The organism is Mesorhizobium sp. M0954, assembly GCF_040319155.1.
Lineage (GTDB): Bacteria > Pseudomonadota > Alphaproteobacteria > Rhizobiales > Rhizobiaceae > Mesorhizobium.
Window position 1 is genome coordinate 19,384 of sequence record NZ_JAMYNR010000016.1, and the last position, 24,273, is coordinate 43,656.

Sequence of the window (24,273 nt, forward strand, 5' to 3'; positions counted from 1 at the left end):
TCTTCGGGCGGAATAAACCACCCCGCCCATTGGTCTCCCAAACAGACGCCATTTCCGGCGTGCAGGAGACCGGTATGACCCACCACCACGACAATGAAGCTGACGGCATCAGCCGCCGTCATGCACTGGAATGCATGATCTGGGCCGGCACGGGAGTGCTGTGGACAATTTCGGCCGGCGTGCCGGCTTCGCTCAGCCTGCTGGGTGCGTCGCAAGCCGCCGAGGCCTTGGCCACCGGCTTCACCTTCCTCCAGATCTCCGACAGCCACATCGGCTTCGACAAGGCTGCCAACCCGCAGGCCATCGACACGCTGAAGGAGGCCATCGGCAAGATCCAGGCGTTGCCGCAAAAGCCCGCTTTCATGATCCACACCGGCGACATCACCCATTTGTCGAAAGTCGCGCAGTTCGACAACGCTGCCCAGATCATCGGCGGCGCAGGCTTCGACGTGCATTATGTGCCCGGTGAGCACGACCTGATCGATGACGGCAATGGCCAGGCCTATCTCGACCGCTACGGCAAGGGCACCAAGGGCGCTGGCTGGTATTCGTTCGACCAGAACGGCGTCCATTTCATCGGCCTGGTCAACGTCGTCAACCTGAAGGCTGGCGGGCTGGGCAATCTCGGCGCCGACCAGTTGGCATGGTTGGCCGATGATCTGAAGGCGGTCACCGCCTCGACGCCAATCGTCGTCTTTGCCCACATCCCGCTATGGGCTGTTTATCCCGAATGGGGCTGGGGCACCGACGACGCGGCGCAGGCCTTGGCCCTGCTCAAGCGCTTCGGCTCTGTCACCGTACTCAACGGCCATATCCACCAGATCATGCAGAAGGTCGAAGGCAACGTTACCTTTCATACCGCGCGCTCGACCGCTTTCCCGCAACCGGCGCCGGGCACCGCAGCCTCACCCGGGCCGATGACGGTACCTGCCGGCCAGTTGCGCAGCCTGCTCGGCACAAGCAGCGTGACAGTCACGCAAGGCGGGCAGGACCTCGCCATCATCGACAGCACGCTGGCCTGAGGGGAAATGCGATGATCCGCTTCCCATCCCGCGTCTTGGTCGTATCCCCTGTCACGTTCGGTTTGGCGGCGATCCTGACAATGGTTGCCATGCCACTGAACGCAGCAGGCCAGCCAATGGTCAAGATCGAGAACTTTGCCTTCACGCCGGCGGTGCTGACGGTAAAGCAGGGCACTACCGTGACCTTCGAGAATGACGACGACATCCCGCATCTGGTGGTCGCCAACGATGCCTCGTTTCGCTCCAAGGCGCTTGACACCGGTGACACATACGCCTTCACCTTCACCAAAGTGGGCGACTATGCCTATTTCTGCGGGCTTCACCCGCACATGCAGGGCAGGATCACCGTCGCTCCATGAGGATTTTCGGAAGGTTCTGCCCGGGATGCCGGGCGATGCGACGGTGTTGAACCAAGAGGCCGCGACCGAGCGCTTTCGCGAGGTGGTTCTGCCCCATCTCGCGGATGCGCTTGCGCTTGCCCGCTGGCTGACCGGCAACGCCGCCGACGCGGAGGATGTGGTGCAGGAGGCCTGTTTGAAGGCGCATGCGGGCATCGCCGGCTATGCCGGCGGCAATGCGCGCGCCTGGCTGCTGGCGATCGTGCGCAACGCCTCTTACTCCTGGCTGGCGCGCAACCGGCCGCGCAGTATCGTCGCCGTCGGCGACCTGAGCGACCTCGATGACATGACGGCTGCATATGGCGCCGGCCTGCCGGATACGGATAGTCCTGAGGCAAGCCTGATCGCCAAGGCCGACACGGCCGCACTCGAGGCGGCGATCGCCGCGCTGCCGCACCAATTTCGCGAGACTGTGGTGCTGCGCGACATCAACGGCCTCAGCTATCGCGAGATCGCGACGCTGCTTGGCGTGCCGCTAGGCACGGTGATGTCGCGGCTGGCGAGAGCGCGCGGTCTGCTGATATCCCAACTTGGGAGGGCGCCATGAGCGCGCACAACGATGGACTGCCCGATGACCCGGCGGGCGTGGAACTGATGATCCATGCCTTGGTCGATGGCGAGCTCGACGCAGCGGCAGCATTGGCGGTCGAGCGGCGCATTGCCGCCGATCCGGCGCTCGCGGCCGAGCATGCCCGCATCGTGGCGCTGCAGTCCGCTGTCGGCAGGCTGGCGCTGCCACAGGTCAGCGACGCCCTCAATGCGCGCATCGCGGCGATCGGCGCGACTGGCGAGGCACAGGCTCGGCCGGCGCCGACGCGGCCGCCGCAAACCGTGCCAACCCACATGCGGCCAACCCAAACGCGGCCGGGCCGCTTCGGCGCGTTCGACTGGCGCGCAATGGCGGCATCGATCCTCGTCACCGCCGTGCTGGCCAGCGGCGTGACGCAATGGGTGATGCTCAGCGGGGCGCCCGACAGCTTTGCCGCCGCAGTCGCCAGCGGCCATCGCCGCAGCCTGCTGGCAGCCAGCCCCGTGGACGTCGTCTCGTCGGACCGGCACACGGTCAAACCCTGGCTGGATGGCAGGGTCGGCCTGTCGCCGCCGGCACCTGACCTTGCCAGTGACGGCTTCGCGTTGCTCGGCGGCCGGGTCGAGGTGATCGCCGACCAGCCAGTGCCGGCACTGGTCTACAGGCACCGCGAGCACCTGATCACTCTCGTCGCGGCGCCCGAGGAAACCGGCTCGACAACCGCGCCGGTCGATCTTTCTACCGGTGGCTTCTCGCTGGTGCACTGGAGCGACAGCGCCTTTTCCTATTGGGCGATTTCCGATACCGAACGGCCCGAGCTCGACGATTTCGTCACGCGTTTCCGGGCGGCAGCCGCCCGGTGAAGCGACCGTGCCGGCGCAGTGACAGAAACCGTGGAAGCGGCCACCCGTTTCGGGTAGTCTCTCAGTTCGAATTTGCCGCGGCGTCAATCGTCGTCAACCAACTGTCGCTCGACGCGCCGAACTCCTATATGCCGTACAAAACAATTGAGGGATAATGAATAACGAGAGTTTTGCTATCAGGGATGATTTTTCGGACGATTTGGAAGTTCGTTTGGGAAATAATGGTCTGCGGTTCGTCATCACTGATACGTTGCCTTGGACAGATGACGAGGCGATAACTGCGCATCTCGAAAGCATATCGGCGAGAGTGGACTCCTACTTGCAGATTGCAACAAGCGATCAATTTCGCCAGAGATATCCAGAAACCCCGCCAGACAAGGTTTCGATTGTGCTTCGATTCCGCTACGAGCCCGCTCCAACTGCGGAGCCGACTTTGTCTGGGATGTCAAAAAGGCTCGCAACCGATGGCATACGCTTCCGTTACGGGATGGCTTCGGAATATCGGAGAGATCGTAGCTGCGGTGAAATTTCAAACTGAGACACTACCCGTTTCGGGCCATCCTTGCTGTTCCACCCGAATTCCGCTAATGCGCGCCTTTGTCGCCGGGGAGCAGAAGCTTGGACGATCATCGCGCCGACGTCGCCATTATCATGGGCAGCCAGTCCGACTGGGCGACGATGCGCCACGCCGCCGAAACGCTGGAGGCGCTTGGCATCCCGCATAAGCGGCTGATCGTCTCGGCCCACCGCACGCCCGACCGGCTCTATGACTTCGCCAAGGGCGCCAAGGCGGCCGGCTACAAGGTGATCATCGCCGGTGCCGGCGGTGCGGCGCATCTGCCCGGCATGACGGCGGCTATGACGCCGCTGCCGGTGTTCGGCGTGCCGGTGGAATCAAAGACGCTGTCGGGCCAGGACTCGCTGCTATCAATCGTGCAGATGCCGGCCGGCATTCCGGTCGGCACTTTGGCCATCGGCAAGGCCGGCGCCGCCAACGCTGCCCTTCTGGCCGCCGCGGTGCTGGCGCTGAGCGACGAAAAGCTCGCCGCCCGGCTGGATAGCTGGCGCGCCGCGCAGACCGCCAAGGTGGCCGCCGAGCCTACGGACGCGCCGTGAGCCTGCCGGCGGGATCGAGCATCGGCATCATCGGCGGCGGCCAGCTTGGCCGCATGCTGGCGATGGCCGCGGCCCGCCTCGGCTACCGCATCGTCGTGCTGGAGCCGCAGCCGGATTGCCCGGCGGCACAGGTCGCCAACCGGCAGATCGTCGCCGCCTATGACGACGCGGCCGCGCTTAGCGAGCTGGCTGCGGCCAGTGCCGTCGTTACTTATGAATTCGAGAACGTACCGGTCGCGGCCGCCGCGGCACTTGCCTCTACGGTGCCGGTCTATCCGCCGGCACGCGCACTGGAAGTGGCGCAGGACCGGCTGGCGGAAAAGAAATTCCTCAACGGCATCGGCATACCGACCGCGGATTTCAGCCCCGTCGACAATGACGAGGAACTGACGGCTGCGCTGAAACAGTTCAACGGCAGCGGAATATTGAAGACGCGCCGCATGGGCTATGACGGCAAGGGCCAGCGTGTCTTCCGCAACATGGAAACAGGCGGCTTTGCCGGCACTTGCGAGGCGATGGGCAACGTGCCGTTGATCCTGGAATCCTTCGTCACCTTCGAGCGCGAGATTTCGGTGATCGCCGCGCGCGGCAGCGACGGCTCGCTCGCCGCCTACGATCCAGCGTGGAATGTCCATCGCAACGGTATTCTTCACAGCTCGACGCTGCCGGGCGGAGTAAAATCCGAGACGGCGGCTGCGGCTCAAACGGCGGCGGCAGAGATCCTTGCAGCGCTCGACTATGTCGGCGTCATCGGCGTCGAATTCTTTGTCCTTGCCGACGGTTCGCTGTTGGCCAACGAGATAGCGCCGCGCGTCCACAATTCCGGCCACTGGACGGAGGCCGCCTGCACCATCTCGCAATTCGAGCAGCACATCCGCGCCGTCGCGGGCCTGCCGCTGGGAAATCCCGCCCGGCAGTTCGACTGCGTCATGGAAAACCTGATCGGCGACGATGTCAGGCGCGTTCCTGAGCTGCTCGCCGAGCCCGATCTGATGCTGCACCTCTATGGCAAGGCCGAGGCGCGGCCCGGCCGCAAGATGGGCCATTTTACGCGCGTGAGCCGCCGCAGCTAGAGCATGATCCCGAACCGAAGGTCCGCGCTAGCGAAAAGTGGAATCCGGATTTCGGAAAAGATCATGCTCAAACACAACGTTAGAACCTACGCTTACTGGATTTCGCCGCTCTCGTCCTCGTCGGGGCTGGCGCAGCTAACATCGCCTTCCGCGCAGGTCGAATCGGCGGTGAGCTGCTTGGTGCGATCGTCGGTCAGCCGCGTCAGGCATTCCGATATCAGCATCGGATAGATCGAGCCGCCTTCGCTGTCCGCGGCCGAATAGCTGCATTCCGCGTCGCGAAAAGCGATCCAGGCGCGCTGCGCCGTCTGCAACAGCTTCCTGGCTTTTGCGTCACTTCCGCCGATGATATCCTGGTAGGCTTTGTTGAGCTTGGCGTCGGCGGATTTGTAGTCCGCGTCGGCGCAGATGTTCATCATCTGCTGGCTGTCGTCGTTGCGATCGCATTCCTGCGCATAGGCAACAGAACCTGCCGCGAGGACGACAAGACAGGCGGACACAAGAATTCGGCGCATGACGATCTCCAATTCGCAACCGCATCATTCCAGCCGTCTCAAGCCTGCGCAACGCCAGTGACGGATATTGATGATACGAAACGGTCCGTATCGTTTAGGCAACGCGCTTGCGGTTGACACGGGCAACGCTCCTCGTCTATGAGCCACGCACAGTTCAAAGGCGCGTCTGTGGGCGCGCCTTAATAATTCGGCCCGTGACCGGGCCCAGACCGACGGGCAAGACCATGAAAATCAAGAATTCGCTCAAGGCGTTGAAGGCGCGTCACCGCGACAACCAGCTGGTTCGTCGCAAGGGCCGCGTCTACATCATCAACAAGACCGCGCCGCGCTACAAGGCGCGCCAGGGTTGAGTTTTCGACGGAGGCTGCGCGCCTCCGTTCGCATGATACGACTCTCACGCTAAATTCAGTTTGACGATCCGGCGTCGGGGGCTAGATTCCCGCGATGCGGATTCTTTTTGCATTTTTCACGGCCCTCCTCGTTTCCGGCGCTGTCTCGCTGCCGGCGTGGGCTGAAGATCCGACCACAACTCCGCCGGCAGCACCTCCGGTCGTCAAGACGAAACAGGCGCGGCTCGATCAGCTGTTTGCCGATCTCAAGCGCGAACGCAATGAAAAGGCGGCCGAGCGCATCGCCGGACGGATCGGCAGCGAGTGGTCCCAGTCGGGCAGCGCCTCTATCGACCTGATGATGCAATGGTCGCAGAAGGCGATCGAAAACCAGAAATTCGATGTTGCACTCGATTTCCTCGATCAGGTTGTGACTTTGCAGCCGACCTATGCGGAAGGCTGGAACCGGCGCGCCACTGTTCATTTCATGATGAAGAACTACGGGAAGTCGATGGCGGACATCGACCGCACCCTGCAGCTCGAACCACGCCATTTCGGCGCGCTTTCGGGCCTGGCTCAGATCATGGCCGAAACCGGCCACAAGCAGTCGGCACTTGAGGCCTGGCAGCGCGTGCTCGGCATCTACCCAATGATGCGCAGCGCCCAGGACCAGGTCGCCGCACTTTCCGAGGAGCTTGCCGGCGAAGGCATTTGAGACCAGTAAGGGAGTAGGGGAATAGGGTAGTATGTGAGAGGTGCAGATTGCACTGTGGAACACATGCCCCCTACTCCCCTACTCCCCTACTCCCCTACTCCCCTACTCCCCTACCCCCTACCCCCTACTCCCCTATAGGCCCGATCTATGCCGTTTGCTTCCGTGACGAGTTTCTCCACAAGGGCGGCGGCCGGCATCTCCCGCAGCTTCGCAACGCCCTGCCCGGCCCAAATGGGCAAGAAGTCAGCCCGCTTGCTTTCATCCTTTGCCATCGAAAGTGGCATGACCAGACTCGCCTGCAGCGGAAACGCCAACGCTGCATCTTCCTCACCAGCCATTTCCATCACAAACCGGTTGCGCACCACGCGCGCTGGGCGGCCAGTGAAGCAGCGAGTCACCGACGTGCTCTCGTCGTTGGCCGAGCGCAATGCTACGCGATAGACTGGCTGCACATTGGCTTCAGGACAGGCCAGGAAAGCCGTGCCGATCTGCACACCAGATGCACCAAGTGCAAAGCTGGCAGCAATGCCGCGACCGTCGAAGATACCGCCGGCGGCAATTACAGGCACCCGCACGGCATCAACAATCTGCGGTACGAGTGCCATAGTGCCGGCTGTGCCAATAGCAGGGTCGCCAGTGAATGTGCCGCGATGCCCACCCGCCTCGTATCCTTGGGCGATAATGGCGTCCACCCCTCCTGCCTGAAGCTGGCGCGCTTCCGAGACGGTGGTGGCCGAACACAAGACAGTACAGCCGGCCGCCTTCAACTGCTGCACAATTGCGGTGTCGGGTAGACCGAAGTGGAAGCTGACCACCTTGGGGCGCAGCTCGAGCACAATTTCGAGGCGCTCACGATCGAAGGTGGGGAAGGGCTCGCCCGGCTCGGGCACCGGTCCGAGGCCGACCTCCTCATAGCAGCCGCGAAGGCGGTCTCGCATACTTTGGGCTGCCGCATCATCGTGTATCGGCGCCGGGTGCGCAAAGAAGTTGACGTTGATCGGACGATTGGTGGCGTGCTGTGTCGCCGTGAGCTGCTCGCGGATAGCCGCCGCAGGCAGAATGCCGCATCCGAGCGAGCCAAGCGCCCCGGCATTGCTGACCGCCGCCGCCAGTTCCGGCGTGGTGATGCCGCTCATCGGAGCCTGGATTATCGGGTGCTCAATGCCGAGGAGTTCCAGAAGATCAGTGCGCATCCACATTGGATCACCCTCCTCTTTCTCCCAGGAGAGATTACCTTAACTGACTTCCAGCTCAAGATCGGATAGGGCCTTCGAACCGCTTCACGGCCGGCCACAGGCTGATGCAAGCTGGCGGAGTTCGGCGTTGATCGCAGCCCAACTGCCGTCAATGCACCGGGCTGCCGCCGCGTTTACGACGCGCCATGCAGCCGGCCTATCCGGCAGCCGCGGCCGACATTAGCGGCCGACTTCCGATCCGACATAGGCGATGCGCAGCATGTTGGTCGAGCCCGGCGTCCTCAGCGGCACGCCGGCCGTGATGATGACGCGGTCGCCCGGCTTGCCGAAACCTTCATCGAAGGCGATGCGGCAGGCGCGGTCGACCATGTCGTCGAGGTCGCTGGCGTCGGGGGAAACGACGCAATGCGTGCCCCACAACAGCGACAGCCGCCGCGCCGTGTTGAGGATCGGCGACAGCGCCACGATCGGCACTTGCGGCCGCTCGCGCGCGGCGCGCAAGCCGGTCGTGCCGGACGCGGTATAGGTGATGATCGCCGACAGCTTCAGCGTCTCGGCTATTTCGCGGGCGGCGAGCGAAATCGCGTCGGCTCCGGTCGCTTCCGGTTCCGAGCGCTGCGCGTTGATAATTCCGGCATAGGTCGGGTCGGTTTCGACCTTGGTGGCGATCCGGTTCATCATCGCCACCGCCTCGACCGGATAGGCGCCGGCGGCGGACTCCGCCGAAAGCATGATCGCGTCGGCGCCTTCAAACACGGCGATCGACACGTCCGACACCTCGGCCCGCGTCGGCACCGGCGCGGTGATCATCGATTCCAGCATCTGCGTGGCGACCACCACCGGCTTGCCGGCACGGCGCGCGGCGCGGGTGATCTGCTTCTGAATGCCAGGCACGGCTTCGAGAGGCATCTCGACGCCGAGATCGCCGCGGGCGACCATCAGCGCATCCGAAAGCTCGATGATCTCGGCCAGCCGGGCGACGGCCTGCGGCTTTTCGATCTTGGCCATGATCAGCGCCCGGCCGCGTGCGATCTTGCGCGCTTCGGCCAGGTCCTCGGGCCGCTGCACGAAGGACAGCGCCACCCAGTCGACGCCGGTCGCCAGAACCGCGTCGAGATCCCGGCGGTCCTTTTCCGTCAGCGCGCCGACCGGCAGGTCGGTGTCGGGCAGGCTGACGCCCTTCTTGTCGGAAATGGTGGTGCCGGCGACGACGGTGCAGACGATCGCCTTGCCGTTGCTGCTGACCGCCTTGAGCTCGAGCTTGCCGTCGTCGATCAGCAGGCGATGACCAGCCTCGACCGAACGCAGGATTTCGGGATGCGGCAGGTAGACCCTCGTCGAATTGCCGGGCTCGGGATTGTCGTCGAGCGTGAAGGTCTGACCGACGGTCAGCACCTCTTTGCCGTTGGCGAACTTGCCGACGCGCAGCTTTGGCCCTTGCAGGTCGGCGAGAACGCCGATCGGCCGGCCGACCGCCTCCTCGACGGCACGAATGCGGCCGACAAGCGTCCGCATCAATTCATGGTCGGTGTGGCTCATATTAATGCGGAACACGTCGGCGCCGGCTTCGAACAGCTTCTTCAGCATCTCCTCGGACGAGGAGGCCGGACCGATGGTGGCGAGGATCTTGACCTTGCGGCTGCGTCTCATTGACTGTTTGTTCCCGGGGCGGCTGGAGCGCCATCCGTTGCGGGCTCGTCAGTCAGCTGGACCATCCAGCTTGCCTGCTCGCCCGTGTCATATTCCTGGAATCCGGCGCGCTGAAAGCCCCGGGCGACGCAATCGGTAACGCCGGCGATCTTGAACTCTTTTTCGGCCACGCACATGTTGATCGGGCCATCCCAGCGTCCGCCGCGCTCGGCGTCTTCTGCATAAAGATAGTAAAACCTTGATGACAACGGTCCCTCGATCAGCGTCTTGCAGCTCGAGCCTTCGATGTGCCACCAGCCTTCGGTGATCCAGCCGGCCTTGGCGCGATAGCCGATGCCGACGCCGACCAGGTTCTGCGTGGCGTTGCAGACCCGGAAATCGGCCCGTGCCGGCGAGGCCGAAATCACCGCGAAAAGAGCCATGGCCGGTACCAGGAGCGGCATGGCCAAGGCGTGGCGCACACGCAGCCTGCCGGCGAAACCCATCCTGAAACCCCTCAAGAACCACATTTGCATCTCTCAACGCCCCTTTTCGGAAAAGTCCGTACGCATGTCAACGCGCCGATCTGTCCAATTCCAATCGATTTAGAAGGCTCTGGCGCGCTTGCGGTCGCCCCTGCTCAGTTTTTTGGCAGAAACCGTGGCCAAACAACGGCATTGCGCAAGCGTTCTCTTCGTGGAATGACGATACCACCCTCCCCGAAAGCCAGCGAACAGACCTTTCCCGCCAATGACCCGATCCACAGTTTTCGCGCCTTTCGATATCGTCGAAGGCGATCGCAAGCGCGGCATGGTGCTTCTGGCCGATCACGCCCGCCGCGACCTGCCGGAGGAGTATGGCAGTCTCGGCCTGCCGGCGGCGGAGTTCGACCGCCACATCGCCTACGACATCGGCGTCGAGACTGTAACCCGCGAACTCGCAAGTCTGCTCGGCGTTCCGGCGGTGCTTGCCAATTTTTCGCGACTGCTGATCGACCCCAATCGCGGCGAAGACGATCCAACGCTGATTCGTCAGCTCTATGACGGCACCATCATCCCGGGAAATCATCCCATGGCCCCGGAGGAGCGCGAAAGACGGCTGGACCGCTTTTACCGCCCCTATCATGATGCCGTCGGCGCCATGATCGCCTCTGTGGCGCGAGCATCCGCGCAGGCACCCTTCATCTTTTCGGTGCATTCCTTCACACCGACCATGCAGGGCTCCGTGCGGCCGTGGCACGTCGGCATATTGTGGGACCTGGACGACCGCGTTGCGCGGCCGCTGATCGACATGCTCGCCGAGGACAAGAGCCTCATCGTCGGCGACAACGAACCCTATGACGGCGCACTGCGCGGCGATACCATGTTCAGGCACGCCATCGTCAACGGCTTTGCCCATGCGTTGCTCGAGGTCCGCCAGGACCTGATCGCCGACCGCAAGGGTGCCCTCGCCTGGGCCGAACGGCTGGCGCCGATCGTTGACGCGATAGACCGACGTGCCGATATACATGCGGTGAAAATATTCGGCTCGCGCACCGGGCCGGTATGATGAGGCCCAAGGGAGGCCAACATGACATGACCGAACTCAGCGAAGAACAAAAGCGCGATTTCGAAGCCGCTGCCTTCCGCCGGCTGGTCGCGCATCTGCGCGAGCATTCCGACGTGCAGAACATCGACCTGATGAACCTCGCTGGCTTCTGCCGCAACTGCCTGTCCAACTGGTACCGCGATGCGGCGCAAGCCGAAGGTGTCGAACTCAGCAAGGAACAGTCGCGCGAGATCATCTACGGCATGCCCTATGCCGAGTGGCAGGCACTGAACCAGGTCGAAGCCTCCGACGCCAAGAAGGCCGAGTTCGAGGCAAGGCGCCCTAGGGATCACTAGGGAGGACGCCGTGCCTAAGATTGACGTTGCCGACGTGCCCGGACGCAAGGGCTCATCCTATCCACCGCCGTTCGATGCACCCTGTGCCGAACGCGTGCGCCAGCGGCTAGGCAACGCAGGCGGGCTCACCGACTTCGGCATCAATCTCATGCGCCTGCCGCCGGGCAACTGGTCGAGCCAGCGCCACTGGCATTCGCACGAAGACGAATTCGTCTACGTGCTTGAAGGCGAGCTGACGCTCGTCGAAGATGCCGGCGAGACGGTGCTGCGCGCCGGTGATTGCGCGGCCTTTCCGAAAGGATCAGGCAACGGCCATCACATGATCAATAAATCGGGCGCGATGGCGATCTATCTCGAAGTCGGTTCGCGCTGGCCCGACGACGTCGCCACCTGCTCCGACATCGACATGATGAGCACCAACGCTGACGGCCGGTTTGTGCACAAGGATGGCGCGCCTTATCTCGAGCCGTAGGGATTTCGGAGTGGACCGCCGAGATGGTTGGCCGACGCGAGAGGACGTAGCGTCTGGTCCAAGCACTTTCGGCGAAGAGCGCTTGACTGTGAATTGAATCGATCTAATTTGCCGCGCAACGCCATTTCCGGACCGGATTCTACCCGATGGACGCGCAGAAAATCACGCAGATCGCGATTCGTGGACGCTGGGCAGTGGCCGGCATCTTCCTCGCCAACGGCTTCTTGACCGGCAGTTGGGCGCCGCAGATCCCGGTGTTCCTGACGCGACTCGACATTTCGAGGTTCACGCTCGGCTTGCTGATTCTGTTGTTCGGTGCCGGCGCCGTCACTGCCATGACCTGGTGCGGCCATCTGATCTCGAAGCATGGCTCGCGCACGGTGCTGCGCTGGTTCGGACTTGCCGGCAGCTTCGGCCTTTTGGTTGTGGCTCTGGCCCCCAACGTGCCCCTTGCAGCCATCGCCATGTTCATCTTCGGCGGTTCGATCGGCGGCATGGACGTCGCCATGAATGCCAATGCAGTGGCAGTCGAACGGCGGCTGTCCCGTGCCATCATGTCGTCCTCGCACGGCTTCTGGAGCCTTGGCGGTTTCGCCGGCGGCGCTTTGGGCGGTTTCGCCATCCAGAACTACGGTCACCTCGCCCATGCGACAGTGGTGACGGCTCTTGCCTTTGCCGTAATCGCCGTAGCGATCCGCTACCTGATCGCCGAGGACAAGCACCCAGTCGCCGAGCACCACAAATTCGCGCTGCCGGCAAACCCGCTGGTCTATCTGGTTGGGCTCATGGCGCTGCTGACAATGATCTCCGAAGGTGCGGTACTCGACTGGGCGGCGCTGTATCTCAGGCAGGAGCTCGGCGCCGATCTTGCCATCGCAGGCCTGGCCTATGCCGCCTTTTCCGGCGTCATGGCCATTATGCGCTTTCTCGGCGATGGCGTCCGCAACCGTTTCGGTGCCGTTACGACGTTGCGCGCCTCGGCCCTTGCCGCTGCTGCCGGCATGCTGGTGGCCGGGCTGGCTCCCTCGCCTTGGCTGGCCATTGCCGCCTTTGCCTTTTGCGGCCTCGGCATTGCCAACATGGTGCCGATCATCTTTTCGGCCGCCGGCAACCAGGAGGGCATGGCGTCCGGCACCGGCATGAGCGTCGTCACCACAATGGGTTACTCAGGCATTCTGGTGGCGCCGTCGGCGATTGGCTTCATCGCCGAGCACTCGAGCTTCGGCCCGATCTTCGTCGCTCTGTCCGGGCTGCTGGTCGTCGTGCTGTTGATGGCCGGCCTCGCTCACCGCGCCGAATTCGCTGCCGAGCCCGCACCGGCCGAATAGCGCTTGAACTCTTCGTAGAGGAAATCCGCCGCCAATGGCCGCCTCGGCCGCACGGTGGCCAAGGCCTTCATCGATGCCGGCTACGATGTCCGTGCCATCACCCGCAGCGGCAAGGTGCCGGCCGAGCTCAAAGGCGCCACGGCGATCGCCGGCGACGCGCTCGACCGTGCTGCGCTGATCCGCGCGACCGAAGGCGTCGATATCATTTTCAACGGCCTCAACCCGCTCTACACCGACTGGAGCAAATGCCTGCCGATGGCCGAGAATGTGATGGCTGCCTGCCGGGCGAACGGCGCGCTGCATCTCTTCCCGGGCACCGTCTACTATTACGGCTCGCAGATGCCGGCGGTGATCGCCGAAGACACGCCGTTTCGCCCGACGACGGAAAAGGGCCGTATCCGCGTCGCCATGGAAGATCTGTTTCGCCGCGAGGCCGACGCGGGTCTGGTGCGCACGATCCTGCTGCGCGCTGGTGATTTCTTCGGCGGCACCGGCAGCGGATCGTGGTTCGATCTGGTTGTTGCCGCCAAGATGACCAAGGGCGTCTATACCGCCCCAGGGCCGGTCGATCTCGTGCATGAATGGGCCTATCTGCCCGACCTGGCCAAGGCCTTCGTCGGGCTGGCTGACAATCTCGACAAACTCGGCTTCTACGAGGCGCTGAACTTTCCCGGCCATGCGGTGACCGACCTGCAGATCAAGGCGGCCGCGGAGAAGGCGCTCGGGCGCTCGCTGAAACTGACGTCGATGCCGTGGTGGGTGCTGCGTGCCGGCGGCCCGTTCGTGGCGATGTGGCGCGAGATCGTTTCGATGTCCTATCTCCGCTTCGAGCCGCACCGGCTGGTTTCAGGCAGGCTGGAAAGCGTTATCGGTACGATCCCGCACACGCCGCTGGAAAATGCAGTGTCGAAAGCGCTCGAGGATATCGGCATCGCCACGATCAAAACGACGCAAAAAGTTGCCTGACAACAAACCAAAAAAAAGGCGGATGGCCTCACGGTCATCCGCCGCTGGTCGGGGAGGAAGGTTGCGCTCAGATCCGGCCCATCAACAGCAGCACCAGGACAACGATCAGGATGACGCCGACGATGCCTGATGGTCCGTAACCCCAGGACCGCGAATGCGGCCACGCCGGAACCGCGCCGATCAGAATAAGAATAAGGATAATGATGAGAATGGTGCTGATCGTCATCAGAAAATCCTCGCTTTGAGGTTGCAATGACGGAACAATGCAGAAGGCCGCCCATTGTTCCCGGGCGGCCTTGCTTGATCAGGACCGCGATCCGGACTCTATTCGGCGGCCTTCGGGAAGGCGATCGCCGGTTCGGCGCCCAGATCGGCGTCCAGGCCTTTCGACGGGGTTTCGGCCTTGCGACGCCCGAACAGGCGGCTGAACCAGCCCCGACGCGCACCGGGTTTGACCTTGGCGCGAGTGAACACCATCAGCATCGACGGCGTCACCACCAGCGTCAGCACGGTGGCGAAGGACAGCCCGAAGACGATCGCCGAGGACAGCGAAATCCACCATTGCGTCGACGGCGCGTTGATCGTCGTCTCGTGATGAAAGATTTCGAGGCCGAGGCCGAAGGCGATCGGCAGCACGCCGAGGATCGCCGACACCGCCGTCAGCACCACCGGGCGGGCACGCTCGCGGCAGGTCTGCAGAACGGCCTCGTATTTGTCCCAGCCCTCTTCGCGCAACCGGTCATAGGTGTCGATCAGCACGATGTTGTTGTTCACCACCACCCCGGCCAGCGCGATGACACCGATGCCCGACATGACGATGCCGAATGCCTCTCCCGTCAGCAGCAGCCCGAGGAACACGCCGATCGTCGCCATGACCACGCAGGACAGCACCAGCCAGACGCTGGTGAACTTGTTGAACTGCGCCAGAAGCACGATGAAGATCAGGAAGATCGCCGCACCGAAGGCTTTGCTGAGGAAGGCACCAGCCTCCGCGCTGTCCTCATTCGAACCGGCAAGCTTCCAGCGAATGCCGCTGCCGAGGTTCATGTCGGCGACAGCTTTGGTGACCTCCTGCTGGACGGCAGCCACCTGGGCGCCGGCGGCGACGTTGGCCTGGACGACGACCGTTCGCGCACCGTCGATGCGGTTGAGGATACCGACCGTCGGCTCCGGCTTGCGCACGACGAAGTTCGAGATCGGCACCGAGCCTTGCGCGGTCTGCACCCTGAGTTCGTCGAGCGTCGACAGCGTGCGCCGATCCTCGGGCAGGCGCAGCCTGATGTCGACTGCATCGTCGGCGCCGGCGGGCCGGTACTCGCTGAGCTTCAGCCCGTTGGTCACCAATTGCACGACCGTCCCGACCGCGGTTGGGCTGATGCCGTACTGCGCCGCCTTGGCGCGATCGACCTCGAGCGCCCAGTCGACGCCGGGCGGCGCCAGGCCGTCGGAAATATCGATGACGCCGGGCACCTTGGCTATGCGCGCGGCGACGGCGCGGGCCTTGTCGTCAAGGCCCTTCGGATCGACGGCCGAAAGCCTGATCTGGATCGGCTTGCCGGTAGGCGGGCCGGCTTCCGGCACGCGAACCTCGACGTCAACACCGGGAATGCCGGCCATAACGCCGCGCAGTTCGTCCAGGATTGAGTTCGCCGATTTACGCTCGCGCCAGTCGACGAATTCGTACTGGATCACGCCAACCACGTCTTCCGGAACATCCTGGCCGCCGCCCTGCGTCTTGCCGACGCGGGTATAGACAGACTTCACGCCCGGCCAACCGAGCAGGCGATTTTCCGCGGTCTTGGTGGCCGAGTCCATTTCGGCAAGCGAAAGATTGCCGCGGGCGTGGACGTAGAGCAGGCCGTAGTCAGGCTCGACATTCGGGAAGAATTCGACGCCGGCGCCGAATTTCGAATAGGCGTAGCCGACGCCGAACAACAGCGCCACAGTGAGGACAAGCACGGTGATGGGATAATGCACCGCCTGCTTGACCACGGCCATGTACCAGCCGTCGCGATTGTCGTCGGGGTGATGGGCCGGCGCCTTGGCAAATATCGCGCCCAGCGTCGGCGCGAAGACCAGCGCATAGAGCATCGAGGCCGAGAGCGTCACGATCAGCGTGATCGGCATGTACTTCATGAAGTCGCCGATAATGCCCGGCCAGAACAACAGCGGCGAGAAGGCGGCAATGCGCGTCATCGTCGCCGCGATGACCGGGCCGGCCATGCGCTTGGCGGCAAGCGCGAACGCTTGCTCCTTCGGCATGCCCTCGCTCATGCGTCGCTCGGCGAATTCGGTGACGATGATGGCGTCGTCGACCAGCATGCCGACCGCCAGGATGAGGCTGAACAGCACGATCATGTTGATCGTGTAGCCCATCATTGCCAGCAACAGGATGCCGATCAGGAAGGACGAGGGGATGGCCAATCCGATCAGCAGCGAGGCACGGCCAGACAGCGCGTAGAGAATGACGATGAACACCAGGATGACGGCGATCATCACGTGGTTCTGCAGGTCGCCGAGCAACTGGTTCACGAAGACCGACTTGTCTTGCGTGTAGGTGACGTGCATGCCCTCCGGCATCGTCTTGATGAAGGCGTCGGACACCTCCCTGACCTTGCCAATCGTATCGATCAGGTTGGAGCCGATGCGCTTCTTCACCTCGATGGCGATCGCCGGCTTGCCGTCGAGGCGGGTGACCGTCTCGGCGTCCTTGAATGTGGAGCGGATGGTGGCAATGTCCTTGGCCTGCACCACCGCATTGGGGCCGGCGACGACCGGAAGCGCCGCCACATCCTGTGGTGTCTCGATAAGCGAGGGCACCTTGACCGCGTATTTGCCCTCGGATCCTTCGATGTTGCCGGCGGCGACAAGACTGTTGGAAGCGCCGACCGCACCGATCAACTGGTCGAGCTGCAGCCCGTAGGAAGACAGCTTCATCGGATCGATGACCACTTCGACGAGGTCGTCGCGCGCACCCTGCAGCGAGCCCTCGAGCACGCCAGGCACTTCCTCGATGCGGTCGCGCAGCTCGCGCGCCGCCGCCGTCAGCACACGCTCAGGCACCTCGCCCGACAGCGTCACGACCAGGACGGGGAACTCGGAGATGTTGACCTCGGAGACCACGGGCTCCTCAGCCGCTTGCGGCAGGTCGGCCTTGCCGTCCTGCACCTTGCTGCGCGTGTCCTGCAGCGCCGTGGCGAGATCCGTCTGTGGCTGGAATTCAACGAGCACATAACCGCCGCCCTGGAAGGCGGCCGAGCGCATCTCCTTGAGGCCTTTCAGGCTCTTCAGCTTGGCTTCCATCGGCCGCAGCAGGAGGCGCTCGGAGTCTTCCGGCGAGATGCCCTGGTAGATCAGACTGACATACATCATCGGAATCGGAACGTCGGGTTCCGCTTCCTTCGGCGTCGACTGGTAAGCGACCGCACCAGCAAGGATGAGAAAGACCAGGACCGAAATGGTCAGCCGGGCATTGCTGATTGCAAGTTTGACGATGTCCATGATTACTGCGTCCCGGTCGTCGCTTCGCCCAACAGCTTTTGGATGGTCGCCTGGTCGGCTTCGACCGGCTTGACCACTTCGCCTTCCTTCACCAGTTCCTGGCCGGCGACGATGATGCGGGCGTCGGCCGGAATGCCGCCGAGCACCAGGCCGGTCGGCGTGTCGTCGACCAGGTCGATCGGGAAGAACACGACCTTGTCGTCCTTGTCGACGGCGCGAATGCCGAGATCGCCCTTGTCGCCGAGCGTCACCACCGAGCGCGGCAGCATGACGGCGTCGGTCGGCTGGGCGCTGAGCGCAATTTCTGCCGTCATGCCGGCCGGTACGGAACCATCGGCGTTGGGGATGGCGACTTCGACGCGGAAGGTACGGGTTGCCGAAGATGCATCGCGGCTGATGTAGCGCACCGTGCCCTCGACATTCTGGCCGCTGACCAGACGCACATCGGCCTTGTCGCCGATCTTCAGATAGCCGAGATCGCGTTCGCTGACTTCGCCGCGGGCGATCACCGGATCGAGCTTCAGAATGGTCGCCACCTCGCCGCCCTGCATCACGGAACTGCCAAGCTCCACCGGTACCCGGTCGATAACGCCGTCGAAGGGCGCCTTCACCTCGTTGCGGTCGAGTTCGGCTTGCGCTGCGTCCAGTAGCGACTTGGCCAGCGTCAGGTTGGAGCGGGCTGTGTCGAGCTGCAACTTGGGCAGATTGCCGGTTTTCATCAGCCCCAGGGCCGCAGCCAGCTCTGCCTCACGTTGCACGACAAGCTGCTTGGCATTGTCGACCGCCGAGATTTTTTCCTCGGCGGCAAGCATCAGGATCAGGTCGCCGGTCTTGACGTGCTGGCCCTGCTTGACCGGCAGCTTGTCGATGACGCCGGCGACGCGTGTCGCCAGGACGGCGCGCTTGTCGGCTTCGGTCAGTCCGGAAATGCGGATAGCGCGTGCATAGGTGCGCCGCGGCGGGGCTATGACCGCGACCGTGCGCAACGGCGCCTTGGGCTGTTCCGCCTCGGCGGTCCCCGGCTTGGCAGCCCCCTGTTTACCAGTTTGGGGCTTGCCTGCGTCGGCTGCCTTGGGCTGCTCGACCTCTCCTGCCTTGGGCTTGTTGTCGGCGGACGCGCTGCCGACGGACGAGAACTCGCCTGTCGCCATCCAGCCGGCGAACCCGATGAGCACAACAATGGCTGCAAGCTTGTGAAACCTGAATTTCGGCATCGTCATTTTTTCCAGTGCGCGGGGTTCGGCCAGGCCGCATCTTCTACTTGGGGCGCGTCGCCGATATGGGTGCGCGCGAGGCCGTATTCAAATTGCCGTGATCGGCGAAGCGCGCTTCTACCTCAAAGTTGCATCGCAATATAGTCAGAAAAGTTGATGGATTGTTGCTTTGTCCGCAAAGATGCGGCCGCAGCATCGGCTGTTGATTGCCAAAACAGCGGCATGGCAGCAAGTGTCAGGATGATTGGACAGATTGCGAATGCCATCTGCTTTGCGAAGCAGCTAGGCCGGACGGCGGGCGGCCTAGGGCTGCTTGCGCGCCGCAAGAAACTCCTTGACCCGCCGACCCGGCGCCGGCCCGCGCAAAGGCTTCAAGCCGTCGTCGAGTTCGCCGGACAGATCGATCGTCGGCCGCTTGCCGACGGCGTCATAATTTTCTTCCAGCCAATCACTGGCTGCGGTGCGGCCGAGGTCGCGCAGATAGGCAAGGAACGCCCATTCGGCATTGACCTTGGACGATGCCGACAGATCCTTGAACGCTTCGTCGGCATCGATGCGGTGCATGCGGATGTCGCGATATTCGCCGTGCGGCAATCGGCCGGCGGCGATCAGTTCCTTGACGAAGGCGATCGAGCGGAATTCGCGCAACAGCCCGGCGTTGAAGGTGATCTCGTCGATGCGGTTCTGGATCTCATTGGCGCTCTTCGGCGTTCCCTCGCGGACCACCGGATTGATCTGCACCAAAAGCACGTCCTCGGTGGCCGCCGTCTTGAAGAACGGGAACAGTGCCGGGTTGCCGCCATAACCGCCATCCCAATAGGGCACGCCCTTGATCTCGACGGCACGGAACAATTGCGGCAAGCAGGCCGACGCCATCACTGTGTCGAGGTCGATCTCGCCGTCCGAGAAGACCCGCAACTGGCCGGTCTCGACATTGGTAGCGGAAATGAACAGTTCCATCGACTTGCAGGCGCGCACATTGTCGAAATCGATCTCACGTTCGACCACGTCGCGCAGCGGATTGATTGCGAGCGGATTGGCGACATAGGGCGAAAATACCCGAGACATCGTATCGAACAGGAAATAGCCGGGCGTGTTCTCGATCGACCAATTGCCCCAGGCGACGTCCCAGGGCATGCGCTGTACCGGGCTGAAGCGGCCCTTTGCCGCCACCGCACGCCAGAAATCGTCGAGCTTCCGCCGCGCGCCCTCGACACCGCCGCGGACAAAGCCGTCGGCCAGCGCCACGGCATTCATGGCGCCGGCGCTGGTGCCCGAAACCGCCGTTATGTCGAGGCGCCCGTCCTCGAGCAGCCGATCGAGCACGCCCCAGGAAAACGCCCCGTGCGAGCCGCCGCCTTGCAGCGCGACATTGATCTTCTTTGGCTCTTCCGCCTTGCCGTTTTTCGGCATGGCGTGGCCCTTGACCGCTGGAAGCCTCACTAAGCGGTCCAGCCGCCGTCGACAGAGATGTGCGTGCCGTTGATCTGCGCCGCCGCATCCGAGCATAGGAACACCGCGGCCGCCGCAACCTGCTCGACGGTGACGAACTCCTTGGTAGGCTGCCTGTCGAGCATGACCTCACGGACCACCGTCTCGCGGTCCATCTTGTTGGCCTTCATCTGGTCGGGGATCTGCGCCTCGACCAGCGGCGTCAGCACATAGCCCGGACAAATGGCATTACAGGTGATCTTGTCGCGCGCCAGCTCCAGGGCGACAGTCTTGGTCAAGCCCATAATGCCATGCTTGGCCGAGACATAGGCCGACTTGAACGGCGAAGCGACAAGGCCGTGGGCCGAGGCGACGTTGACGATCCGGCCGCCACCGGCCTGTTTCATCAACGGGATGGCGGCTGCGATGGTGTGGAAGGCCGATGACAGGTTGATGGCGATGATCGCATCCCATTTCTCGATCGGGAAGCTTTCGACCGGCGCGACATGCTGGATGCCGGCGTTGTTGACCAGGATGTCGACCGAGCCGAATGCCTCGGCTGCCTTCGCCACCAAAGCCCGGCACTCGGCCGGCTTCGACATGTCGGCCTTGACGTAGACGGTCTTCACCTCGTGGTGCTTCGCGATCGCGTCGGCGATGGCGTGATCGTCGGCGGTGTCGGAAAAGGAATTGACGACGACGTTGCAGCCTTCGGCCGCGAGCGCGTGGGCAATGGCCAGGCCGATGCCCGAGGTGGAACCGGTGACGATGGCGGTTTTTCTGGCGGTCAAGGCGGCTTTATTCCTTTCGAGGCGGGCTCCCGTGAACCATGCTGCACTGCAACATATAGGCTCTCTGTCACCCAAGAACAGCGGATGTGTGGAGCAATGACATGAAATTTTTGTCATGTAGACCTCTCTCGTCCCGACGAGAGAGGTGTTCGGCACCGGCTGTTGCGACCGGTTTTCGCAAGTATGCGAGGGAAAAATCCTCAGGCGACGAGGTCCGGCACCGGCCCGATATAGCGCGACTGCGGCCGGATCAGCCGTCCGCTCGTCTGCTGCTCGCGCGCATGGGCAATCCAGCCGGCGACGCGCCCGGCAGCAAAGACGTTGGTGAACGCCTCTTTCGGAAAGCCCGCCGCTTCCAGCAGGAGCGCTGTGAAGAACTCGACATTGGTCTGGAGCGAGCGCGACGGCTTGGCGATGCGGAGCACTTCGAGCGCCGCCTGCTCCACGCTTTCGGCAAAGGCCAGCCGGTGGCCGCTTTCGCCCCTGGCGCCGAGCTGGCGCACCACCGCTTTCAGCACGTCGGCACGCGGATCGCGCACGCGATAGATGCGATGCCCGAAGCCCATGATGCGGCGGCCACGCGCGATCTCGCTACGCAGCCAGCCGGCGGCGTCGCCATGCGCCTCGATCGCATCCAGCATCTCGATCACCGGACCTGGCGCGCCGCCATGCAGCGGCCCCTTGAGCGCTCCGAGCCCGGCCAGCACCGCCGAAGTAAGCCCGGCCTGCGTTGAAGAGACCACGCGCGCGGCGAAGGTCGATGCGTTGAGGCCATGGTCGCAAACCGTCACGAAATAGGCATCGAGCGCCTTCGCCAATTTAGGCGAGGCCGCAATGCCGGTCAGCATCCGCAGCATGTCGGCGGCATGATCGGCCTTGCTATCGGGCGCAATCGGGCGTTCGCCGCGCTGCAAGCGCAGCAAGGCCGGCGTCAGCACGGCAGGTGCCGCAACCAGCCGCAGCGCGTCCGACAATTTGTCACCATCCGGCAGCAGGGCAATACCGGCGCGCATCGCGCTGTAGATATCGACGGATGTGAGAAACGGCAGCAAGGGTTTGATCTGCTCGAACACTTCGCTGCGCGCCCGACCGATCGCGTTCGCCAGCTCCCTGCCGTCGGGAAGATCGTCGAAAAAGCCGTCGAACAGCAGATGAACCACCTCGGCGTATTTCCAGCGACCTGCCAGTTCGGGCAACGAATGGCCCCGGATGGTCAGGCGGCCACCAAGACCGTCGACATCGGAGAGCACCGTTTCCGCCGCCACAACATCATCGAGCCCATTCGCCATCGGTTTTCTCCTTGACCCTTTCCGGGTGGTAGATAAGGGTTGGTGACTGGACCATCAATCTTGATCAATGGAATCAACATGACAAGGCTGACATGACGGAGTGGCTGACGCGGGACGAAGCCCTGAAGCGTCTCAAGGTGCGAGCCCAGACCCTCTATGCCTATGTCAGCCGCGGGCGCATCGGCGTGCGGCCGGACCGGGCGGATCCACGCCGCAGCCAGTATCGCGCCGACGACATCGCGGCGCTGGCGAGTCGCCGGGCTCGTGGCCGAAATCCGCAGGCAATCGCCGAAAGTGCAATTGCCTGGGGTGAGCCGGCGATCGCCACCACGATCTCGACCGTTTTGCATGGCCGCCTTGTCTATCGCGGCCAGGATGCGGTTGCTCTCTGCGAGGCTGCCACGCTGGAGCAGACGGCAAACCTGCTTTGGGCATCTGACGCACCGGTGTCGTTCGTCTCGGCGAGCCGCCATGGCAACGGCGCAACTGGCCGGCCGGCTGCCTTCGCGGAATTGGCCGCGTTGGCGGCCAACGGCCGGCCTTCGCTCGGCCGAAGATCGGCTTCGCTCAACCACGATGCGGCCGGCGCCATCGCCGCTTTGGCCCAGGCGCTCGGCGCGATTCCCGGAACTGGTGCCGTGCACGAAAGGCTGGCGCGGGGATGGTCGCTCGATGCGGCCGGCGCAGACTTGATCCGCCGCTCACTGGTACTGTTGGCCGATCACGAATTGAACGCATCGACCTTCGCCGCACGGGTCGCCGCGTCCACCGGCGCACCTGTTTCGGCCTGCCTGCTTGCCGGCCTCGCCACGCTCTCCGGGCCGCGTCATGGCGGCGCCGCGGAGGCGGTCATGATGCTGGCGGAAGATGCGCAGAGATTGGGGCCGGACGCGGCTGTCGGACGCTGGCTCGGTCACGACAGGCCGCTGCCCGGATTTGGCCATCCGCTTTATCCCGACGGCGATCCGCGTGCGGAACCGTTGCTGGCCGCGATAGATGTCGATGATGGGCTGTTACGGCTTTGCGATGCGGCCTTTGCGGCAACGGGCATGCGCCCGAACGTCGATTTCGCTTTGGCCGCGCTGACGCGCGGTCTCCGTTTGCCGTCCGATACGCCGTTCCGCCTGTTCGCGCTCGGCCGCAGCGTCGGCTGGGCCGCGCATGCCGTGGAGCAGGTGACGAGCAACGGCCTGATCCGGCCACGCGCCCGCTACCAGGGACCGCTGCCGGAGCAGCTCTAGTCTAGCCGCGCTGCTTGCGAAGTCTCAGCAGCACCTGAAGGAAGGTCCGACGCTGCACTTCGCCAGCCGGCAGTCAGGACATCGTGTCGAGCTTGCGCTGCATCGCGGCGATCTGCTCCTTCAGCTCCTGAAGGTCGTCGGGTTTTTCCGGCGTTTCCTTCCTGGCCGGTTCGGCCGGCGCTGCTGCCGGCGCCGAGCCCGCGGGCGGGAACGGCGTGAACAGCCGCATGGCGTTCTGGAACATTTCCATGTTGCGCCGCGTCTGCTCCTCCAGCACCTTGATCGGCGTAGCGATCTTCATCATGTCCATCGGCGACTTGCCGAGCGCATCTTTCATCTGCTCGCGAAAGCGCTCCTGCTCCTTCGAGAAGGCCAGCATCGACTGTTCGAGAAAGCTCGGCACGATCATCTGCATCTGGTCGCCGTAATAGGCGATGAGCTGACGCAGGAACGGGATCGGCAGCATGTTCTGCCCGTCCTTGTTCTCCAGCTCGAAGATGATCTGGGTCAGTACCGGATGCGTGATGTCGTCACCGGTCTTGGCGTCCTGGACAGTAAAGTCCTCGCCTCTTTTGACCATTTCAGCGAGATCCTCGAGCGTCACATAGGTGCTGGTGCCCGTATTGTAGAGACGGCGATTGGCATATTTCTTGATAACAATAGGTTCGTCTTTTGCGGCCATCTGCATCCTCCCCGGACACCGGGCAGCTTAAGTAAGCCGCCGGTAACGATTGCGCCTTTTTAAAGGATATGCGCAAAAGCGTCATGAATC

At 63.5% G+C, this 24,273-nt stretch carries 27 protein-coding genes; 15 read left to right on the forward strand and 12 right to left on the reverse strand.

Features of this window, described 5'->3' with window-relative positions:
• Positions 1 to 74 precede the first annotated feature (74 nt).
• The 7 genes from NKH93_RS21570 (at position 75) to NKH93_RS21600 (ending at position 5,001) form a co-directional block, all read left to right on the forward strand.
• Positions 75 to 1,022: a metallophosphoesterase family protein gene (locus tag NKH93_RS21570; protein ID WP_352971984.1), complete on the forward strand. Its 948-nt coding sequence runs from the start codon at positions 75 to 77 to the stop codon at positions 1,020 to 1,022.
• An 11-nt stretch (positions 1,023 to 1,033) separates the two neighbouring features.
• Positions 1,034 to 1,381, forward strand: coding sequence for a cupredoxin domain-containing protein (locus NKH93_RS21575; protein ID WP_352918459.1), 348 nt, complete (start codon positions 1,034 to 1,036; stop codon positions 1,379 to 1,381).
• A gap of 25 nt (positions 1,382 to 1,406) precedes the next feature.
• A complete protein-coding gene (locus tag NKH93_RS21580; protein WP_352817726.1) occupies positions 1,407 to 1,967 on the forward strand; it encodes a sigma-70 family RNA polymerase sigma factor in 561 nt (186 codons plus the stop codon).
• Positions 1,964 to 2,812, forward strand: coding sequence for an anti-sigma factor family protein (locus NKH93_RS21585; RefSeq protein WP_352613462.1), 849 nt, complete (start codon positions 1,964 to 1,966; stop codon positions 2,810 to 2,812). Before NKH93_RS21580 ends, NKH93_RS21585 begins: the two co-directional genes overlap by 4 nt.
• Positions 2,813 to 2,966: 154 nt before the next feature.
• Positions 2,967 to 3,350 (forward strand): DUF6572 domain-containing protein, encoded by a 384-nt coding sequence (locus NKH93_RS21590; protein WP_352613460.1) that lies wholly within the window; start codon positions 2,967 to 2,969, stop codon positions 3,348 to 3,350.
• An 80-nt stretch (positions 3,351 to 3,430) separates the two neighbouring features.
• Complete coding sequence (gene purE / locus NKH93_RS21595; protein WP_023678468.1) at positions 3,431 to 3,928, forward strand: 5-(carboxyamino)imidazole ribonucleotide mutase; 498 nt, start codon at positions 3,431 to 3,433, stop codon at positions 3,926 to 3,928.
• Complete coding sequence (locus NKH93_RS21600) at positions 3,925 to 5,001, forward strand: 5-(carboxyamino)imidazole ribonucleotide synthase (RefSeq protein WP_352471166.1); 1,077 nt, start codon at positions 3,925 to 3,927, stop codon at positions 4,999 to 5,001. The genes purE and NKH93_RS21600 overlap by 4 nt, the downstream gene beginning before the upstream one ends.
• A 92-nt stretch (positions 5,002 to 5,093) precedes the next feature.
• Here NKH93_RS21600 and NKH93_RS21605 read toward each other — a convergent pair whose 3' ends face one another.
• Complete coding sequence (locus tag NKH93_RS21605; protein WP_352471167.1) at positions 5,094 to 5,516, reverse strand: lysozyme inhibitor LprI family protein; 423 nt, start codon at positions 5,514 to 5,516, stop codon at positions 5,094 to 5,096.
• Positions 5,517 to 5,740: 224 nt separating this feature from the next.
• Here NKH93_RS21605 and ykgO point away from each other — a divergent pair, with 224 nt between their 5' ends.
• Together ykgO and NKH93_RS21615 are read left to right on the forward strand one after the other, a co-directional pair.
• Positions 5,741 to 5,866, forward strand: coding sequence for a type B 50S ribosomal protein L36 (gene ykgO / locus NKH93_RS21610; RefSeq protein ID WP_006327841.1), 126 nt, complete (start codon positions 5,741 to 5,743; stop codon positions 5,864 to 5,866).
• Between the two features lie 94 nt (positions 5,867 to 5,960).
• Complete coding sequence (locus NKH93_RS21615; RefSeq protein ID WP_352918461.1) at positions 5,961 to 6,560, forward strand: tetratricopeptide repeat protein; 600 nt, start codon at positions 5,961 to 5,963, stop codon at positions 6,558 to 6,560.
• A gap of 110 nt (positions 6,561 to 6,670) precedes the next feature.
• Here NKH93_RS21615 and NKH93_RS21620 read toward each other — a convergent pair whose 3' ends face one another.
• The 3 genes from NKH93_RS21620 to NKH93_RS21630 form a co-directional block, all read right to left on the reverse strand.
• Positions 6,671 to 7,759 (reverse strand): NAD(P)H-dependent flavin oxidoreductase, encoded by a 1,089-nt coding sequence (locus NKH93_RS21620; protein ID WP_352971989.1) that lies wholly within the window; start codon positions 7,757 to 7,759, stop codon positions 6,671 to 6,673.
• A 216-nt stretch (positions 7,760 to 7,975) separates the two neighbouring features.
• Positions 7,976 to 9,406: a pyruvate kinase gene (gene pyk, locus NKH93_RS21625; protein ID WP_352454861.1), complete on the reverse strand. Its 1,431-nt coding sequence runs from the start codon at positions 9,404 to 9,406 to the stop codon at positions 7,976 to 7,978.
• Positions 9,403 to 9,849, reverse strand: a complete 447-nt coding sequence (locus tag NKH93_RS21630; RefSeq protein ID WP_352489443.1) for a DUF1036 domain-containing protein — start codon at positions 9,847 to 9,849, stop codon at positions 9,403 to 9,405. The genes pyk and NKH93_RS21630 overlap by 4 nt, the downstream gene beginning before the upstream one ends.
• 286 nt (positions 9,850 to 10,135) lie before the next feature.
• On the opposite strand from NKH93_RS21630, the gene NKH93_RS21635 reads away from it, so the two are divergent.
• The 5 genes from NKH93_RS21635 to NKH93_RS21655 all read left to right on the forward strand — a co-directional run bounded on the left by NKH93_RS21635 (position 10,136) and on the right by NKH93_RS21655 (position 14,034).
• Positions 10,136 to 10,933 (forward strand): N-formylglutamate amidohydrolase, encoded by a 798-nt coding sequence (locus tag NKH93_RS21635; RefSeq protein WP_352817717.1) that lies wholly within the window; start codon positions 10,136 to 10,138, stop codon positions 10,931 to 10,933.
• Positions 10,934 to 10,959: 26 nt separating this feature from the next.
• Positions 10,960 to 11,268: a DUF1244 domain-containing protein gene (locus NKH93_RS21640; protein ID WP_352471171.1), complete on the forward strand. Its 309-nt coding sequence runs from the start codon at positions 10,960 to 10,962 to the stop codon at positions 11,266 to 11,268.
• A 10-nt stretch (positions 11,269 to 11,278) separates the two neighbouring features.
• The gene (locus tag NKH93_RS21645) at positions 11,279 to 11,740 is read left to right on the forward strand and encodes a cupin domain-containing protein (protein ID WP_352613450.1); all 462 of its coding nucleotides are present in this window, start codon (positions 11,279 to 11,281) and stop codon (positions 11,738 to 11,740) included.
• A 146-nt stretch (positions 11,741 to 11,886) separates the two neighbouring features.
• Complete coding sequence (locus tag NKH93_RS21650) at positions 11,887 to 13,068, forward strand: MFS transporter (protein WP_352817715.1); 1,182 nt, start codon at positions 11,887 to 11,889, stop codon at positions 13,066 to 13,068.
• A gap of 54 nt (positions 13,069 to 13,122) precedes the next feature.
• Positions 13,123 to 14,034, forward strand: coding sequence for an SDR family oxidoreductase (locus tag NKH93_RS21655; protein ID WP_352817712.1), 912 nt, complete (start codon positions 13,123 to 13,125; stop codon positions 14,032 to 14,034).
• A 67-nt stretch (positions 14,035 to 14,101) separates the two neighbouring features.
• Here the strand turns inward: NKH93_RS21655 and NKH93_RS21660 are convergent, their stop codons facing one another.
• The 7 genes from NKH93_RS21660 to NKH93_RS21690 all read right to left on the reverse strand — a co-directional run bounded on the left by NKH93_RS21660 (position 14,102) and on the right by NKH93_RS21690 (position 22,260).
• Positions 14,102 to 14,260, reverse strand: coding sequence for a DUF3309 family protein (locus tag NKH93_RS21660; RefSeq protein WP_023678456.1), 159 nt, complete (start codon positions 14,258 to 14,260; stop codon positions 14,102 to 14,104).
• 98 nt (positions 14,261 to 14,358) lie between these two features.
• Entirely contained in the window at positions 14,359 to 17,535 is a 3,177-nt protein-coding gene (locus NKH93_RS21665; protein WP_352918466.1) for an efflux RND transporter permease subunit, read from the reverse strand.
• A 2-nt stretch (positions 17,536 to 17,537) separates the two neighbouring features.
• Positions 17,538 to 18,749 carry an efflux RND transporter periplasmic adaptor subunit gene (locus NKH93_RS21670; RefSeq protein ID WP_352817707.1) on the reverse strand — a complete coding sequence of 404 codons (1,212 nt, stop codon included), beginning with the start codon at positions 18,747 to 18,749 and terminating at the stop codon, positions 17,538 to 17,540.
• Positions 18,750 to 18,871: 122 nt separating this feature from the next.
• On the reverse strand, positions 18,872 to 19,015 hold the full coding sequence (locus NKH93_RS21675) for a hypothetical protein (RefSeq protein WP_352452504.1): 144 nt from the start codon (positions 19,013 to 19,015) through the stop codon (positions 18,872 to 18,874).
• A gap of 37 nt (positions 19,016 to 19,052) precedes the next feature.
• Entirely contained in the window at positions 19,053 to 20,162 is a 1,110-nt protein-coding gene (locus NKH93_RS21680) for a patatin-like phospholipase family protein (RefSeq protein ID WP_352817817.1), read from the reverse strand.
• Positions 20,163 to 20,191: 29 nt separating this feature from the next.
• Positions 20,192 to 20,971: a 3-hydroxybutyrate dehydrogenase gene (locus NKH93_RS21685; protein WP_352452505.1), complete on the reverse strand. Its 780-nt coding sequence runs from the start codon at positions 20,969 to 20,971 to the stop codon at positions 20,192 to 20,194.
• 200 nt (positions 20,972 to 21,171) lie between these two features.
• The gene (locus tag NKH93_RS21690) at positions 21,172 to 22,260 is read right to left on the reverse strand and encodes a citrate synthase/methylcitrate synthase (protein ID WP_352452506.1); all 1,089 of its coding nucleotides are present in this window, start codon (positions 22,258 to 22,260) and stop codon (positions 21,172 to 21,174) included.
• A 92-nt stretch (positions 22,261 to 22,352) separates the two neighbouring features.
• Here NKH93_RS21690 and NKH93_RS21695 point away from each other — a divergent pair, with 92 nt between their 5' ends.
• The gene (locus NKH93_RS21695; RefSeq protein WP_352849960.1) at positions 22,353 to 23,501 is read left to right on the forward strand and encodes a citrate/2-methylcitrate synthase; all 1,149 of its coding nucleotides are present in this window, start codon (positions 22,353 to 22,355) and stop codon (positions 23,499 to 23,501) included.
• A gap of 73 nt (positions 23,502 to 23,574) precedes the next feature.
• Here NKH93_RS21695 and phaR read toward each other — a convergent pair whose 3' ends face one another.
• The gene (gene phaR / locus NKH93_RS21700) at positions 23,575 to 24,183 is read right to left on the reverse strand and encodes a polyhydroxyalkanoate synthesis repressor PhaR (protein ID WP_023678449.1); all 609 of its coding nucleotides are present in this window, start codon (positions 24,181 to 24,183) and stop codon (positions 23,575 to 23,577) included.
• Between the last annotated feature and the right edge of the window lie 90 nt (positions 24,184 to 24,273).

Excerpts from the sequence above, each read along its gene's own strand:
- pyk (WP_352454861.1), bottom strand. The coding sequence starts at position 9,406 with ATGAGACGCAGCCGCAAGGTCAAGATCCTCGCCACCATCGGTCCGGCC.
- NKH93_RS21675 (WP_352452504.1), bottom strand. The coding sequence starts at position 19,015 with ATGGCATTCGCAATCTGTCCAATCATCCTGACACTTGCTGCCATGCCG.
- NKH93_RS21575 (WP_352918459.1), top strand. The coding sequence starts at position 1,034 with ATGATCCGCTTCCCATCCCGCGTCTTGGTCGTATCCCCTGTCACGTTC.
- NKH93_RS21660 (WP_023678456.1), bottom strand. The coding sequence starts at position 14,260 with ATGACGATCAGCACCATTCTCATCATTATCCTTATTCTTATTCTGATC.
- NKH93_RS21635 (WP_352817717.1), top strand. The coding sequence starts at position 10,136 with ATGACCCGATCCACAGTTTTCGCGCCTTTCGATATCGTCGAAGGCGAT.
- NKH93_RS21580 (WP_352817726.1), top strand. The coding sequence starts at position 1,407 with ATGCCGGGCGATGCGACGGTGTTGAACCAAGAGGCCGCGACCGAGCGC.
- NKH93_RS21570 (WP_352971984.1), top strand. The coding sequence starts at position 75 with ATGACCCACCACCACGACAATGAAGCTGACGGCATCAGCCGCCGTCAT.
- NKH93_RS21615 (WP_352918461.1), top strand. The coding sequence starts at position 5,961 with ATGCGGATTCTTTTTGCATTTTTCACGGCCCTCCTCGTTTCCGGCGCT.
- NKH93_RS21680 (WP_352817817.1), bottom strand. The coding sequence starts at position 20,162 with ATGCCGAAAAACGGCAAGGCGGAAGAGCCAAAGAAGATCAATGTCGCG.
- NKH93_RS21665 (WP_352918466.1), bottom strand. The coding sequence starts at position 17,535 with ATGGACATCGTCAAACTTGCAATCAGCAATGCCCGGCTGACCATTTCG.
- NKH93_RS21590 (WP_352613460.1), top strand. The coding sequence starts at position 2,967 with ATGAATAACGAGAGTTTTGCTATCAGGGATGATTTTTCGGACGATTTG.
- NKH93_RS21640 (WP_352471171.1), top strand. The coding sequence starts at position 10,960 with ATGACCGAACTCAGCGAAGAACAAAAGCGCGATTTCGAAGCCGCTGCC.
- ykgO (WP_006327841.1), top strand. The coding sequence starts at position 5,741 with ATGAAAATCAAGAATTCGCTCAAGGCGTTGAAGGCGCGTCACCGCGAC.
- NKH93_RS21620 (WP_352971989.1), bottom strand. The coding sequence starts at position 7,759 with ATGTGGATGCGCACTGATCTTCTGGAACTCCTCGGCATTGAGCACCCG.
- NKH93_RS21695 (WP_352849960.1), top strand. The coding sequence starts at position 22,353 with ATGACGGAGTGGCTGACGCGGGACGAAGCCCTGAAGCGTCTCAAGGTG.
- NKH93_RS21670 (WP_352817707.1), bottom strand. The coding sequence starts at position 18,749 with ATGCCGAAATTCAGGTTTCACAAGCTTGCAGCCATTGTTGTGCTCATC.
- NKH93_RS21585 (WP_352613462.1), top strand. The coding sequence starts at position 1,964 with ATGAGCGCGCACAACGATGGACTGCCCGATGACCCGGCGGGCGTGGAA.
- NKH93_RS21650 (WP_352817715.1), top strand. The coding sequence starts at position 11,887 with ATGGACGCGCAGAAAATCACGCAGATCGCGATTCGTGGACGCTGGGCA.
- NKH93_RS21690 (WP_352452506.1), bottom strand. The coding sequence starts at position 22,260 with ATGGCGAATGGGCTCGATGATGTTGTGGCGGCGGAAACGGTGCTCTCC.
- phaR (WP_023678449.1), bottom strand. The coding sequence starts at position 24,183 with ATGGCCGCAAAAGACGAACCTATTGTTATCAAGAAATATGCCAATCGC.
- NKH93_RS21630 (WP_352489443.1), bottom strand. The coding sequence starts at position 9,849 with ATGCCGCTCCTGGTACCGGCCATGGCTCTTTTCGCGGTGATTTCGGCC.
- NKH93_RS21605 (WP_352471167.1), bottom strand. The coding sequence starts at position 5,516 with ATGCGCCGAATTCTTGTGTCCGCCTGTCTTGTCGTCCTCGCGGCAGGT.